The sequence below is a fragment of the Flagellimonas sp. MMG031 genome, from assembly GCF_040112705.1.
GTDB lineage: Bacteria > Bacteroidota > Bacteroidia > Flavobacteriales > Flavobacteriaceae > Flagellimonas.
Genome location: NZ_CP157804.1, coordinates 1,645,569 through 1,659,494, shown reverse-complemented (window position 1 = coordinate 1,659,494; position 13,926 = coordinate 1,645,569). Strand labels below are relative to the sequence as shown.

General features: G+C 44.4%; 14 protein-coding genes. 3 read left to right on the top strand and 11 right to left on the bottom strand.

What is annotated here, in order from left to right; translation table 11 throughout:
- Nucleotides 1–69: 69 nt before the first annotated feature.
- Nucleotides 70–1,953, top strand: coding sequence for a hypothetical protein (locus ABNE31_RS07435; protein ID WP_349352896.1), 1,884 nt, complete (start codon nt 70–72; stop codon nt 1,951–1,953).
- A gap of 67 nt (nt 1,954–2,020) precedes the next feature.
- On the opposite strand, the gene ABNE31_RS07430 is transcribed toward ABNE31_RS07435, so the two are convergent.
- The 9 genes from ABNE31_RS07430 to recR form a co-directional block, all read right to left on the bottom strand.
- On the bottom strand, nt 2,021–2,173 hold the full coding sequence (locus tag ABNE31_RS07430) for a DUF4295 domain-containing protein (protein ID WP_179385029.1): 153 nt from the start codon (nt 2,171–2,173) through the stop codon (nt 2,021–2,023).
- A 37-nt stretch (nt 2,174–2,210) separates the two neighbouring features.
- Nucleotides 2,211–2,393: a 50S ribosomal protein L33 gene (gene rpmG / locus ABNE31_RS07425; RefSeq protein WP_100817574.1), complete on the bottom strand. Its 183-nt coding sequence runs from the start codon at nt 2,391–2,393 to the stop codon at nt 2,211–2,213.
- A 28-nt stretch (nt 2,394–2,421) separates the two neighbouring features.
- Nucleotides 2,422–2,649 (bottom strand): 50S ribosomal protein L28, encoded by a 228-nt coding sequence (rpmB, locus tag ABNE31_RS07420; RefSeq protein ID WP_100817573.1) that lies wholly within the window; start codon nt 2,647–2,649, stop codon nt 2,422–2,424.
- 74 nt (nt 2,650–2,723) lie between these two features.
- Nucleotides 2,724–3,974, bottom strand: coding sequence for a competence/damage-inducible protein A (locus ABNE31_RS07415; RefSeq protein WP_349352895.1), 1,251 nt, complete (start codon nt 3,972–3,974; stop codon nt 2,724–2,726).
- Nucleotides 3,975–4,313, bottom strand: coding sequence for an Hpt domain-containing protein (locus ABNE31_RS07410; protein WP_179385031.1), 339 nt, complete (start codon nt 4,311–4,313; stop codon nt 3,975–3,977).
- The gene (locus ABNE31_RS07405; protein WP_349352894.1) at nt 4,313–4,924 is read right to left on the bottom strand and encodes a fumarylacetoacetate hydrolase family protein; all 612 of its coding nucleotides are present in this window, start codon (nt 4,922–4,924) and stop codon (nt 4,313–4,315) included. The genes ABNE31_RS07410 and ABNE31_RS07405 overlap by 1 nt, the downstream gene beginning before the upstream one ends.
- A 30-nt stretch (nt 4,925–4,954) precedes the next feature.
- Nucleotides 4,955–5,728, bottom strand: a complete 774-nt coding sequence (locus ABNE31_RS07400) for a 3'-5' exonuclease (protein ID WP_349352893.1) — start codon at nt 5,726–5,728, stop codon at nt 4,955–4,957.
- Nucleotides 5,729–5,800: 72 nt separating this feature from the next.
- Complete coding sequence (locus ABNE31_RS07395; protein WP_349352892.1) at nt 5,801–7,162, bottom strand: dihydrolipoamide acetyltransferase family protein; 1,362 nt, start codon at nt 7,160–7,162, stop codon at nt 5,801–5,803.
- A gap of 79 nt (nt 7,163–7,241) precedes the next feature.
- On the bottom strand, nt 7,242–7,862 hold the full coding sequence (recR, locus tag ABNE31_RS07390; RefSeq protein ID WP_293285573.1) for a recombination mediator RecR: 621 nt from the start codon (nt 7,860–7,862) through the stop codon (nt 7,242–7,244).
- A gap of 76 nt (nt 7,863–7,938) precedes the next feature.
- Between recR and ABNE31_RS07385 the strand changes: the two genes are divergently transcribed.
- Nucleotides 7,939–9,426 (top strand): sodium:solute symporter, encoded by a 1,488-nt coding sequence (locus tag ABNE31_RS07385; protein WP_349352891.1) that lies wholly within the window; start codon nt 7,939–7,941, stop codon nt 9,424–9,426.
- Here ABNE31_RS07385 and ABNE31_RS07380 read toward each other — a convergent pair.
- Entirely contained in the window at nt 9,410–9,769 is a 360-nt protein-coding gene (locus ABNE31_RS07380) for a CoA-binding protein (RefSeq protein ID WP_293290214.1), read from the bottom strand. The two genes, ABNE31_RS07385 and ABNE31_RS07380, sit on opposite strands and share 17 nt — an antisense overlap.
- 545 nt (nt 9,770–10,314) lie before the next feature.
- Nucleotides 10,315–11,325, bottom strand: coding sequence for a beta-ketoacyl-ACP synthase III (locus ABNE31_RS07375; protein WP_179385038.1), 1,011 nt, complete (start codon nt 11,323–11,325; stop codon nt 10,315–10,317).
- Between the two features lie 154 nt (nt 11,326–11,479).
- Between ABNE31_RS07375 and ABNE31_RS07370 the strand changes: the two genes are divergently transcribed.
- Nucleotides 11,480–13,897 (top strand): prolyl oligopeptidase family serine peptidase, encoded by a 2,418-nt coding sequence (locus tag ABNE31_RS07370; protein WP_349352890.1) that lies wholly within the window; start codon nt 11,480–11,482, stop codon nt 13,895–13,897.
- Nucleotides 13,898–13,926 lie beyond the last annotated feature (29 nt).

The following is a 13,926-nucleotide window of genomic DNA, read 5'->3' as shown; positions in this document are numbered from 1 at the left end:
TCACAACAAAAGTTGCACCTAAACCACGATATCGGACTATTTTTGACCTACCTCAACAACAACCTTTACATGACCAAAAGTCTAAACAAACTATTGTTTATACTATCCATCGCAGTATACTTACCTGTCATGGGGCAGGATACCTTTGCAGATAATTTTAGCGCTGTCTCCTACTCCAATAATGATGGAACCCAAAGTTGGTCCACCAATTGGCTGGAATACAACGATAACAATAGCGCATCGAACGGATATATCCGCATCACCGGCGGGGAATTATTTTTCTACTATCTATGGAGTGAGAATATAAGAAGGTCGGCAGATTTAAGTGCTTACACTTCGGCCACCCTGACCTTTGATTGGAGGACTTCGAGTTTGGAGAGTGGAGAGACACTTTCCATTGAAATTTCGAGCGATGGTTCCTCTTTCACAACATTGGATACGTTCACAGGTAGTCAAACTGGCTCTTTTAGTCAAGATATTTCAGCCTATATGTCGGCCAATACCACCATCCGTTTTATAAAAGGTGGCGGCAACTGGTCCGGAAGTAACGACCGTGCCTACATTGATAACATATTGATTACGACAACATCTGTCCCATCCACAGACACCGATGGGGACGGTGCCATAGATGTAGTCGATTTGGACGATGATAACGACGGAATCACGGATGAAGAGGAGTATTGCTCCACTATTAGCGCTTCATTTCTAGCTTCCTCCGATGTGGGGGAACGTAACGTGGTGATCAACCATACGGACACCGGTTACTTGCGCATCGATTTTTCTTCCATGGACAATTCCTTTCAATTGGATATTAACGGTACTACCGTGCACCCCTCCATTTTGGAGTTTGAGAATGGTGCCCTGGGTCCCGGTGACGAGTACTTTGTTTTCCAATCTGATGGGAGCTTTATCAGTCAACCATGGGTCGCCAACTCCAACGGCATCCCAAGATTGCGTTTGGTAGTGGACGAATATGGAATGATTAGCCTGTACGGAAGCAGAAATACCTCAGCCACCTCCTTGGAACTCATGGAGGCACAAGGCGGAACTCCGTTCAATACCATAGCCTGGATACCGGGCAACAACAATACCTTCACCTTGACCAACCAACAAGGACCGGGACCAGAGGGCTTCACTGGGGAACTTTTTGCCAGTGCTATCTGCGATACGGATGGTGATGGTATCAGTAATCACCTTGATCTGGACTCGGACAACGATGGATTATTCGACCTTGTGGAATCGGGTGCATTGGAAGAACCTGGGGTCAACGACAACAACAATGATGGTAGAATTGACGGCGCAGTAAGCAGTTCTGGAACGAATGGAATTTATTCAGGGATTGAGGACAACGACACACCCTATGCCCTATTGACTTACACCATTTTTGATTCTGATAGTGATGGCACCTATGATGCCTACACCCTGGATGCTGATGGTGATGGTTGTACCGATGTGGTGGAGTCCGGTTTTACGGATAACAATGATGATGGGCTTTTGGGACCAAATCCCGTCACCATAAATTCCGAAGGAATGGTAACCAGTGGCTCGGACGGTTATTCCGCACCAAACGACAAAGATTCCAATACGATATTTGATTTTAGGGAAGCGGGAACTGCCCCTACGATTAGCTCGCAACCTGTGGATGTGACCACCTGCCCTGGATGTACCACAAGTATCTCCGCTACGGTGACGGCAGATCAGTACCAATGGCAATTCTACAATGGCAGTTCGTGGGTAAATCTTTCCGATACGGGGATTTACTCTGGTACCTCAACAAATGTATTGACCATTACCAATCCAACCCCGAACGAAAACAGCACCCCTTACCGTCTTGTGGTAAGCAATGATGCGTTTGTATGTGGGACTACAACGAGCAATACGGCCACATTGACCCTACGGGTGAACACGATGATCACCAATAGAAGGGTAACCTATCGCGTCAATAAAAACTAGTTGATATAGACCCAACAAAAAAAGCCGCTAAAAAGCGGCTTTTATTATTTTGTACAAGGAAAGTTCCTTATTTACTGTTCAACCAGTCATTCACCAACTCGGGCGCCATTACGGACTCCACAAAGGTGTAAGCTCCCGTTTTTGGAGATTTCACCATTTTAATGGCCTTTGTCAATCTTTTGGAGGACGACTGAAGTGTTGCTACTGTTTTCTTTGCCATGGCTTATATTTTTCTGCTTTTTACGTGTAAAAAGCGATTACTTAATTTCTTTATGAACGGTCATACGCTTTAGGATAGGATTGTACTTCTTGATTTCCATCCTATCTGGCGTGTTCTTTTTGTTCTTGGTGGTAATATACCTAGAAGTACCTGGCATACCAGATTCTTTGTGTTCTGTACACTCTAAAATTACCTGAACCCTATTTCCTTTCTTTGCCATTGTATCGTACTTATAATGCTTTTACAACTTACTTTTTGGAATTGATTTCCTTCAAGACAGCAGAGATTCCTTTTTTGTTGATGATTTTCAACCCACGGGCAGATACGTTCAAGGTTACCCAACGGTCTTCCTCGGGAATATAAAATCTCTTCTTGGAGATATTTGCATCGAATCTCCTCTTGGTCTTATTGATAGAAAAGGAAACGTTGTTTCCAAACATCACCTTTTTTCCTGTTACTTCACAAACTTTAGACATCTCCCTAACTATTTGAGTGATTTTATTGAGGCTGCAAATTTATACCTTTTTAACGGGACGTACAAAATTCTTTTTCAGAAATTTAAAATTTCTTTGTACAGCAGCTCAAAAGCCTTGTTCACAGACTTTTCCACTACCCTTTCCCTATGCTTGCCCATCACGAATTTTTGGGCAAAAGTCCGCTTGGGACCACTTATTCCAATGTATACCGTACCCACCTCAACATCGGAGTCACCTTTGGTGGGGCCTGCATTTCCAGTGGTGGCAATGGCAAAATCGGTCCCTAGTTTCTCCTTAACGTTTTGCGCCATGGCGATGGCCACTTGTTCGCTCACAACAGAATGTCCATCAATCAGCGCTTGCGGCACCCCCAACACCTTTATTTTGGCCTCAGTGGCATAGCAAACCAAGCTTCCTTTAAAATAGTGGGACGCTCCCGGGACCTTGGTGATTCGTTCTGCAATACTTCCACCGGTAAAACTCTCTGCCGTGGATAGGGTCATTCCCCTGTCTTTCAACAATGCGCCTATCTGTTTTTCCACACGGCCATCTTCCTCTTCCTCCCCGTAGATGATATCCCCAATCAGCGGATACATTTTCTTGACCTCCTCGTCGATTCCTGCCATCAGGGCTTCCTTGTTCTCTCCTTTTGCCGACAAGCGAAGCCGCACACTCCCTAGACTTGGCAAATAGGCAAACTTGATATAGGAGGGCAAGTTATTTTCCCAATCTTCCAGTTTTTCCGCGACGGCACTCTCGCCCAAACCATAGGTCAAAATGGTTCTATGAACAATATGCGGACGCTCGTAATCCTCCACGATTTTGGGCAACACCGATTTGAGCATCAGGTTTTTCATCTCGTAGGGAACGCCGGGAAGCGATACAAAGGCTGTTTCCCCTTTTTTCATCCACAATCCGGGTGCTGTTCCATAGGAATTGTGCAAAACCGTTGCTTTGGAGGGCACCATCGCCTGTTCACGGTTCAGATCGGAAATGGGGGTTGAAATATACTTTCGGAACAATTCTTCGATATGGTTCAGAACAGACTCGTCCCTGACCAATTTATCCTCAAAGAACTCACATAGTGTATGCTTGGTAACATCATCCTTAGTAGGACCCAAACCTCCTGTTATGATAACGACTGAGGACCGTTCACCAGCTTCTTGTAAGGATTTTAGGATATGCTCCCTATCATCTTGAATCGAAGTGATTTGATAGACAGAAACCCCTATTTTATTCAGTTCCTTGGCAATAAACGCCGAGTTGGAGTCCACAATCTGCCCGATGAGGATTTCATCCCCAATGGTGATGATCTCGGCTTGCATCTAAAGGTCAAAATCATTTTTAAGCTCGGCAACTACTTGCAGCACATCCCTTTTAAGAATCGGAAATTTTTCCTCGATTTCCGACATACTGCCCGCAGTTTTCCCCAAGGTTTCTATTTCAAGAGCCTTGGCACGTGTCTGCTCCATGCCCAAAATATCCACATTCGGCTTTATCTTATGGGCCAGTTTGTAAATATTTTCGTAGTCTTTATTGTTGATGGCTTTTTCCAAGCCTTCCAAATCCTCAGGGACTTCTTCCAAAAACACAGAAACAACGGAAACGATGAAATCTTCATCTCCTTCTGCCATTTCATTGATTTTATCGAGGTTGTATATCATTATCTTACATTAATGTCAAAAAGTTGTTCTCCTTCCAAAGCACCGACAAGGTAGTCATTTGGGCTTACTTTACCAACACCGGCAGGCGTTCCGGTAAAAATGATATCGCCCTTTTTCAACATAAAAAAAGTGGATACGTAGGCGATGATTTCGTCTATCTTCCACAACATCAAGGACGTATTTCCATTTTGGACCGTTTCTCCATTTTTCACCAATGAGAAACTGAGGTCATCCATACTTTGAAATTTCTTTTTGGGCAGCCAATTGCCCACTACGGCGGCTCCATCAAAACCTTTGGCCTTTTCCCAAGGCAGCCCTTTGGCCTTTAGTTTGGACTGAAGGTCGCGGGCGGTAAAATCGATACCCAAGCCCACCTCATCATAATACTTATGGGCAAATTCCTTGGCAATGTGTTTTCCCACTTTTTTGATTTTCACCAACACCTCCACTTCGTAATGGACATCATTGGAGAATTCAGGGATGTAAAAATCCTGCTCTTTGGGCAGTATTGCGGAGTCGGGCTTTATAAAAACCACAGGTTCATCCGGACGCTCATTTTTCAACTCTTTAATATGGTCTACATAATTACGTCCTATACAAATCAGCTTCATAGTGTGTACGGGGGTTAACGCTTGCTTCTTTTAAAACTTGTTGTTGAGCTTACTCAGCTTTATTTGGGTAAGTACTTTTTTGGTGTACAGTGGAAAGTCGGCATTCAAGATCCAACCAAAGTAGCCGGGTTCTTTTTCCATAACCTCATCCACCGTTTTGCCCTTATGTTTTCCAAAGGAAAATATGGGATTATTGTCCTCGTCCAATCCAATAAATCCGGCAAAGTCCAGATTTTGCCTTCTGGTAGTGAACTCGGAGAGTTTCTTGATGTCGTTTTCCAGTTCAGGATAGCGTTCCAACTGTGCCAAAAGCACTTCATAGGTTGCCAAGGTGTCCGCTTCGGCACTGTGGGCATCCTCCAAACTTTTCTTACAATAAAATTGATAGGCCGCCTCCAAGGTGCGTTTTTCCATTTTATGGAAAATGGTCTGCACATCTACGGATACCATGCTTTTCATATCAAAATCGATATCCGCACGCAGCATTTCTTCCGCCAACAGCGGAATATCGAACCGGTCGGAATTAAAGCCGGCGAGATCACTGTCCCTGATCATGGCGTAAATTTCCTTTGACAATTGTTTGAAGGTGGGCTCGTTGGCCACTTTTTCATTGGAAATACCATGTATGGCGGTAGATTCCTCCGGAATGGGCATTTCTGGGTTTACCAACCACGTTCTGCTTTCCTTGTTACCGTTCGGATATACCTTTAAAATGGAAATTTCGACTATCCGATCTTTGGCCACATTGGTTCCCGTGGTCTCTAGGTCAAAAAAGCAGATAGGTTTGGTCAATTGTAATTGCATGTTGGGACTTTTAAATGAACATCACTAGGCTTCTAAATTAAGCATAGTGAAAGGAATACGGGTGCTTTTTGGCTATATTTCCCTATTGATGTCCCAAGCTTCCAAATAATCGGCAACTGCTTTTACGAACATTCCGCCCAAAGCACCGTTCACAACCCTATGATCATAACTGTGCGAAAGGTACATTTTACTGCGGATGCCAATATACTCCCCTTGGTCGGTTTCGATGACCGATGGCATTTTTCTTATGGCACCCAAGGCCAAAATACCAACTTGTGGTTGATTGATGATGGGTGTTCCAAAAACACTGCCAAAAGACCCTACGTTCGTCACCGTGTAAGTACCATCCTTGATCTCATCGGGCTTTAACTGATTGTTTCTGGCCCTATCGGCAAGATCGTTTACCGTTTTGGCCATCCCCACCAAGTTCAATTGGTCGGCATTTTTGATGACGGGCACGATCAAGTTACCATCAGGCAGGGCGGCGGCCATTCCCAAATTGATGTTTTTCTTTTTGATGACCTTGTCCCCATCCAACGATATGTTCATCATCGGATATTTTTTTAGGGCCATGGCCACAGCTTCCATAAAAATCGGAGTAAAGGTCAATTTCTCGCCTTCACGTTGTTGGAACGCGTTTTTTACCTTATCACGCCATTTGACCACATTGGTCACATCCACTTCCACAAAGCTTTGTACGTGGGCCGAAGTGGATACGCTCTCGATCATATGATGGGCAATCAATTTGCCCATACGGCTCAACGGGATGACCTCATCCCCTGCGCCTACCGTTAGTTTGGATTCTTTTGGTTTTTCCGGCGCTGCTTTTGGCTGCTCCGTTGCCATAGGTGTTTCTTTCTTGGCTTCGGGTTGGGGAGCAGTCTGCGCTTTGGGCTGGTTTCCATTGGAACGGCTCTCCAAATAGGCCATAATATCGTTCTTCGTGACCCTTCCTTCCTTACCGGTGCCTGCAATGGCCTCCAACTCGTCCATGGACACGTTTTCTTCCTTAGCGATGTTTTTCACCAAAGGTGAATAAAAGCGCTCGGAGCTCGAATAATCCGGCGTTGCTGTGGAAACGGACTCCTTTACACTTGCCATTTGGGCTTCCAGTTCCTGTGCTGGAACGGCTGCTGGCTCCTCCTCGGTCATTTCCTCACCAGAGTCATCATCGGTTGTATCATCGACCTCTCCCTCAATCTGGATAACGGCTACAACTTCACCTACTTTTATTACGTCGTCTACATCGAACCGCTTTTCCAACAACACCCCATCCACCTCGCTGGGCACTTCGGAGTCGACCTTATCGGTGGCGATCTCAAAGACGGCCTCATCCATCTCAATGGTATCGCCCACTTCCTTCAACCAATTGGTCAAGGTGGCCTCGGCGACACTTTCTCCCATTTGCGGTAATTTCAATTCAAATTTTGACATATTCGTATTTATCAAAGTGGTTTTGATTTGTATTTTACAAAAATACTAAAGAAATCGACTTATTTTTGATTTATGTTCACTAATTCGCTTTTATCGAACTTTCAAAAGGCACCCTATTGATAATGCTCCTTCCCAAAGTCACTTCATCTGCATATTCCAACTCATCACCCACCGAGATTCCCCTGGCTATGGTGGAGGTGGTGACCTCCAATCCTTCCAATTGTTTATAAATATAAAAATTGGTAGTGTCGCCCTCCATGGTGGAGCTCAAGGCCAAAATTAGTTCTTTAACGGTTCCCTCCTTTACTTTTTTGACTAATTGGGCAATGGTAAGGTCTTGCGGACCGACGCCTTCCATTGGGGATATTTTGCCGCCCAGCACATGGTAAAGACCGTTATACTGTGAGGTATTCTCAATGGCCATCACGTCCCTAATGTCTTCCACCACACAGACCAAGGTCTCGTCACGCTTCGGGTTTGCGCAAATCTCGCAAACTTCGGTATCGGAAATGTTATGGCAGTTTTTGCAAAAATTGACCTCACCCTTCAATTTTACCAGCGCATGGGCCAGCAACTCCGTACGTTCCTCAGGCTGTTTGAGCAGGTGCAGCACCAATCGCAATGCCGTGCGTTTGCCTATTCCGGGCAATTGCGACATCTCGTACACTGCGTTTTCCAATAGCTTCGACGAAAATTCCATAGCATCAATTCTATCACAAAATTACGATTTTACCTTTACCAATTTACTTTCGTACTTTGCAATTCAAATTACATATATGACAGCTACCCAAATTCTGTTGCTCATCGGCGCCTATTTCTTGGTGCTTATCCTTATCTCTTATTTTACCGGAAAGAACGATTCCAATGCCGATTTTTTTAAGGCGGGCAAGCAATCGCCTTGGTATATCGTCGCTTTTGGCATGGTGGGTGCCTCATTATCGGGGGTGACCTTTATCTCTGTTCCGGGTTGGGTAGGCGATAGTCAATTGACTTACATGCAAGTGGTTCTTGGGTATCTATTTGGGTATTTTGTAGTGGCTTTTTTGTTGTTGCCCTTGTATTACAAATTGAATCTCACCTCGATATACGAGTATTTGTTGGACCGCTTTGGCAAGGTGAGTCATATGACCGGGGCCTTTTTCTTTTTTGTTTCGAGGGTATTGGGTGCTGCGTTTCGATTGTATTTGGTCGCCATTGTGCTTCAGCAGTTTGTGTTCGATGATCTAGGGGTCCGTTTTGAGTTTACCGTGGTCATTTCCATTTTGCTGATCTGGCTGTACACCAACAAAGGCGGTATCAAAACCATTGTTTGGACCGATACCTTGCAAACACTCTTTATGATTGTGGCCGTCATCCTTTCCATAGTGATGATCAACCAAGAATTAGGGTGGAGTTTTGGGGAGTTCCTAGCTTCGGATGCGCTAAAAAACTATGATGATTTTCTAGTTACCGATAGTTTTCTGGACAAAAGCTACTTTATCAAGTCCTTTTTGGGCGGGATGTTCGTTACGATTTGCATGACTGGTTTGGATCAAGATATGATGCAAAAGAACCTGACCTGTAAATCCTTGAAAGATGCACAGAAAAATATGGTTTCCTTCAGTTTTGTACTGGTCGGGGTCACCTTTTTGTTCATGCTCTTGGGCGCTTTACTCTACATTTATGCGAATAGGGATGGAATCGCGATTCCCTTGATGGATGGAACACCCAAAACGGACCTCCTTTTCCCCGAGATCGCCTTGAACGGGGATTTAGGGCTGGCCTTGTCCGTTACCTTCATGCTGGGCCTTATCGCCGCGGCATACAGCAGTGCGGATAGCGCACTGACGTCGCTCACCACTTCCTTTTGTGTCGATTTATTGAATGTTCAGGAAAAAGAGGAAAAGGAGCAGAAACGAATTAGGAAGCGTACCCATGTGCTCATGAGCGTTGCCTTGGTGATTGTTATCATCGCTTTCAAGTACATTCTTAGCAGCAATGTCATCGACAGTTTGCTTACCGTTGCCGGATACACCTACGGCCCCTTATTGGGACTCTTTGCCTTTGGTATTTTTACCAAGCACCAAATCAAGGACAGTTATGTTTGGATTGTAGCACTTGCATCCGTGTTGACCATTATTTTGATCGCCAATTTGCCCGTAGCATATTTGGGCGGTTATCAAGTTGGCTATGAATTGTTACCGCTCAACGGATTGTTGACATTCATCGGGCTTTGGCTGATACGAACCAAAAAATCGGTCCCTACCACTAGTACTGTCCGGTAGCCAATAACACCAAGGTACAGGCCACCTCCACCTCTACTCCCTCTGCTTCAAGGAGTTTGTAGAATTCCGGATTCTCGGTACCGGGGTTAAAAATGACCCGTCGTGGTTTTAAATCCAATATTTGCTGATAGTAGGGTTCTTGATTTTTTGGATTTAAATATAAAGTTACCGTATCAATATTTTGAAATTCATCCAAGTTGTGTTTAATTTGCACTTCTGATACAGTTCCCCCACGTATCCCAAATGCGGTCGTCTCAATATTGTGTTCGACCAGCCTACGTATCGCTATGTTACTGTATCTTCCCGGGTTTGTAGAAGCCCCTACAACAAGTGTTTTTGACATTTGTTAATTTTAGTGTTAAACTTAGAATTGACTGTAACTTTTGCATGCAAAAGTCGTCTTTTATTCATAACTTATTGTCATTGGTAAGACTGTATTTTTATAGTTAATGGTTAGTGTTTAGTATAGCTTATCAATGTTTAACCCCGGCTTTTGGCCGGGGTTTCTTCTTTTATGACCTGTTTTATTGGTCATCTGAATACATCACTCCTTACAAGCTTGTCTTGACCTCATCGGTGTCTTTAAAGAATGTTAAAATGGCCCGAAGCTGTAACATTCCATCCTAAAGTGCGTCTATATAGTGTCATCAATCATCGATCAAAAAACGAACGGCTCATGCAAAGTTTCTTTCTCCTAAGCATCTTCCAGATGTTTATTTTCCAAAAAACATACAACCTATTCACCAAGATGATGGATTGGCGAGCATAATATCAGTTAAACATTGATGCCTCATATTCGAGTGTTGGTTGGTTATCTTGTGGGGGCATTAATCAAAAACCCCGATCTTTTCAGATCGGGGTTTTACTTTTATAAATGGTTTGGCGAACCTACCAGCGAATAATCACACTGCCCCAGGTAAAGCCACTGCCAAAGGCGGCAAGCACCACCAAATCTCCCTCTTTTATTTTACCGGCCTCCCAAGCCTCGGTTAAGGCGATAGGTATAGAGGCAGCAGTCGTATTTCCATATTTCATGATATTGTTGAAGACTTGATCGTCCTTCAAACGAAACTTATTCTGAATAAATTGGGAAATCCGCAGGTTGGCTTGGTGGGGTATCAGCATATCGATGTCTGCCGGGGTCAAATTATTCTTGGTAAGCCCTTCCATAATGACCTCGCTAAAACGCACAACTGCATTTTTAAACACGAACTGCCCATTCATGTGTGGATAATAAGAAGTATCGTCAGGGTCATTGTCCTCAATGATATCCAGTACCCAACGTTTGCCCATTCCAGGGGCTATCAACGAAAGTTCTTCGGCATGTTGCCCTTCGGAATGCAAATGGGTACTCAAAATTCCTTTGGAGGTATCCTCTTCACGGGTCAGCACCGCAGCTCCGGCGCCATCTCCGAAAATTACGGAAACACCCCTACCCCGTGTGGTCATGTCCAATCCTCGAGAGTGCAGTTCAGAACCGATTACCAAAACGTTCTTGTACATCCCACTTTTAATATACTGGTCGGCCACGGAAATTCCGTACACAAAGCCGGAACATTGGTTTCGGACATCCAGCGCACCTACAGTACGCTTCAATTGGAGGTCCCGTTGCACCAACACGCCTGGACCGGGAAAATAATAATCGGGACTCAAGGTGGCAAAAACGATAAAATCGATTTCATCCTTATCGATGCCCGCCCGTTCAATGGCCTTTTTAGCGGCCTCTACCCCCATGGAGGTCGTGGTTTCGGTATCTTTTATCACATGGCGCCGCTCTTTGATTCCCGTCCGCTCTTGAATCCACTCATCATTCGTGTCCATCACTTTCGATAAATCATCGTTAGTGACCACATTTTCAGGGACGTAAAACCCTAATCCAGCAATCTTGGAATTGTACATTTATTATAATTTTTAAAGAAAAATGATAGTTACAATTTGAAAATTAATAAATATTCCCTCTAAATATTCATTATTCCGCCAAAATAATACTTTTTAAAAGTTGTATTTTTAAAAACTTGAAAATCTTAACGCAATTAATTACTAAATCAGAATTATGAAAAATTATCTCTGGGTATTTTGGGCACTGCTCTCCATTGGCTTTGTCCATGCACAGGAAAAACTAACGTATCAAAAGCCTTCCGAAGAAATACTGGAACTGGTGAACGCACCTCTGGCCCCTAGTGTTCTTATTAACGATGAGGGCAACTACATGGTATTGCTCTACAGGGACTACTATAAAACCATTGCCGAATTATCGGAAACCGAGCTGCGTTTGGCCGGTCTTCGCATCAACCCAAAGACCAACATTGGGAGCCGAACCAACTATTATAATAATGTCATCATCAAAAAGATTGGTGACAACGAAGGTACTCAGGTAAAGGGACTACCTGAAAATCCAAGGCTGGCCAACTTCAATTGGTCGCCCGACCAATCCAAAATAGCATTCACCAATACCACTATCGAAGGTGTGGAGGTGATGGTTCTCGATTTGAAATCGGCAACGGTAACGGCCATTACCAAAACCAATGTGAATGCGAACATGAGGGACATTATCAATTGGTTCAAGGATGGAGAATCCGTTTTGGTAAAAATGCTGCCCGAGGATAGAAAACCGCTGATCAATACCGATGAAGCCGTTCCAGATGGACCTACCATCTCCACCAACGATGGTAAAAAGGCACAGAACAGGACCTATCAGGATCTTTTGAAAAACCCAAATGATGAGTTCAACTTTGAGCAATTGGCCCGATCAGAACTCTACAAAGTTCAAATGGACGGTACCAAGACGAAGTGGAAAGATGCCGACCTGTATACCAGCATCAGTTTTTCACCGGATGGTGAATATGTAATGACCGTAACCTTGGACAAACCTTTCTCGTACTTGGTTCCTTACTACAGATTCCCCAATACCACAACCGTTTACAAAAAAGACGGCACCAAGGTGAAAACGCTTCTGCAGGTGCCGCTTATCGAAGATTTGCCCCAAGGGTTTATGGCCACACGAACAGGCATGCGGGACATTAGCTGGAGAAACGACAAACCGGCAACCTTGACCTATGTTGAAGCCTTGGATGGGGGCGACCCAGAAAATGAAGTCCCGTATCGCGACGAAGTTTTTGAAATTGAGGCACCTTTTGATGGTGAAGGAAAATCCATCCTTAAAACCAAAAACCGATTTAGCTACATCCAATGGGGCAATGATAATGTTGCTATTGCCCACGACCGCTGGTGGAACAACAGAAATACAAAAACGTATCTGTTCAACCCCTCAAATCCTGATGCGGAAGCAAAAATCATTGAGGACAGAAACTACCAAGATGTGTACAGTAACCCGGGAAGCTTCGTCACCAAAAGAAATGAGAACGGCGCTTGGGTGTTGTCCTTGGACAAAAACAACAACGCCTATCTTATAGGTGATGGATATACCGAGGAAGGACAGTTTCCGTTCGTTGAAAAAATGGATTTGAACAGCTTGAAGAAAACAAGGCTGTACACCTCAAAACTAGAGGGGAAATTGGAAAATTTGATCGAGTACGACCCCGAAAAAGACCAATTATTGGTGCGTATCGAATCGGCCAATGAATATCCCAATTACTATTATAAAAGTTTGATCAAGAGACGTGGACCTATACAGTTGACCGATTTTGATAATCCATACAAGAGTATCCAAAACGTACACAAGGAGGTGATTACCTATAAAAGAGACGATGGATTGGAACTTTCCGGAACCCTTTATCTTCCCGTAGGCTACGATATGGAGAAAAAAGAAAAGATGCCCATGATTCTATGGGCCTATCCAAGGGAGTACAAGGACAAGAACAGTGCTTCGCAGAATACTTCAAACCCCAACGAGTTCACCTATCCCTATTGGGGTTCGCCCATCTATTGGGTCACCAAAGGATACGTGGTGCTCGATGGAGCGGCTTTCCCGATCATTGGGGAGGGAGATGAACAACCCAACGATACCTTTAGGAGCCAGTTGGTGGCCAATGCCAAAGCGGCCATTGATGCGGTTGACGAGCTCGGTTATATTGACAGGGACCGCATTGCCGTGGGAGGTCACAGTTATGGCGCCTTTATGGTGGCCAACCTACTTTCGCATTCCGATCTATTTGCCGCAGGAATCGCCCGTAGCGGTGCCTACAACCGGACATTGACGCCCTTCGGTTTCCAAAGTGAAGAAAGAAACTATTGGGAAGCACCAGAGGTGTACTACACCATGTCGCCCTTTATGCATGCCGATAAGATGAAAACTCCGCTGTTGTTGATCCATGGGCAAGCGGACAACAACTCGGGAACCTATCCCATGCAAAGTGAACGTTATTTTAATGCGCTCAAAGGATTGGGGGCTACCGTTCGTTTGGTGATGCTGCCAAAAGAAAGCCACGGATACCGAGGCAAGGAAAGTATACTCCACATGCTTTGGGAACAAGACCAATGGCTGGAAAAATATGTGAAGCAAAAAAAATAATTGAGTTACAGCCGTAAAAACAAAAAACC

What these genes read in the sequence shown, in the direction of transcription:
- ABNE31_RS07435 (WP_349352896.1), top strand. Translation starts at nt 70, where the DNA reads ATGACCAAAAGTCTAAACAAACTATTGTTTATACTATCCATCGCAGTA.
- ABNE31_RS07430 (WP_179385029.1), bottom strand. Translation starts at nt 2,173, where the DNA reads ATGGCAAAGAAAACAGTAGCAACACTTCAGTCGTCCTCCAAAAGATTG.
- rpmG (WP_100817574.1), bottom strand. Translation starts at nt 2,393, where the DNA reads ATGGCAAAGAAAGGAAATAGGGTTCAGGTAATTTTAGAGTGTACAGAA.
- rpmB (WP_100817573.1), bottom strand. Translation starts at nt 2,649, where the DNA reads ATGTCTAAAGTTTGTGAAGTAACAGGAAAAAAGGTGATGTTTGGAAAC.
- ABNE31_RS07415 (WP_349352895.1), bottom strand. Translation starts at nt 3,974, where the DNA reads ATGCAAGCCGAGATCATCACCATTGGGGATGAAATCCTCATCGGGCAG.
- ABNE31_RS07410 (WP_179385031.1), bottom strand. Translation starts at nt 4,313, where the DNA reads ATGATATACAACCTCGATAAAATCAATGAAATGGCAGAAGGAGATGAA.
- ABNE31_RS07405 (WP_349352894.1), bottom strand. Translation starts at nt 4,924, where the DNA reads ATGAAGCTGATTTGTATAGGACGTAATTATGTAGACCATATTAAAGAG.
- ABNE31_RS07400 (WP_349352893.1), bottom strand. Translation starts at nt 5,728, where the DNA reads ATGCAATTACAATTGACCAAACCTATCTGCTTTTTTGACCTAGAGACC.
- ABNE31_RS07395 (WP_349352892.1), bottom strand. Translation starts at nt 7,162, where the DNA reads ATGTCAAAATTTGAATTGAAATTACCGCAAATGGGAGAAAGTGTCGCC.
- recR (WP_293285573.1), bottom strand. Translation starts at nt 7,862, where the DNA reads ATGGAATTTTCGTCGAAGCTATTGGAAAACGCAGTGTACGAGATGTCG.
- ABNE31_RS07385 (WP_349352891.1), top strand. Translation starts at nt 7,939, where the DNA reads ATGACAGCTACCCAAATTCTGTTGCTCATCGGCGCCTATTTCTTGGTG.
- ABNE31_RS07380 (WP_293290214.1), bottom strand. Translation starts at nt 9,769, where the DNA reads ATGTCAAAAACACTTGTTGTAGGGGCTTCTACAAACCCGGGAAGATAC.
- ABNE31_RS07375 (WP_179385038.1), bottom strand. Translation starts at nt 11,325, where the DNA reads ATGTACAATTCCAAGATTGCTGGATTAGGGTTTTACGTCCCTGAAAAT.
- ABNE31_RS07370 (WP_349352890.1), top strand. Translation starts at nt 11,480, where the DNA reads ATGAAAAATTATCTCTGGGTATTTTGGGCACTGCTCTCCATTGGCTTT.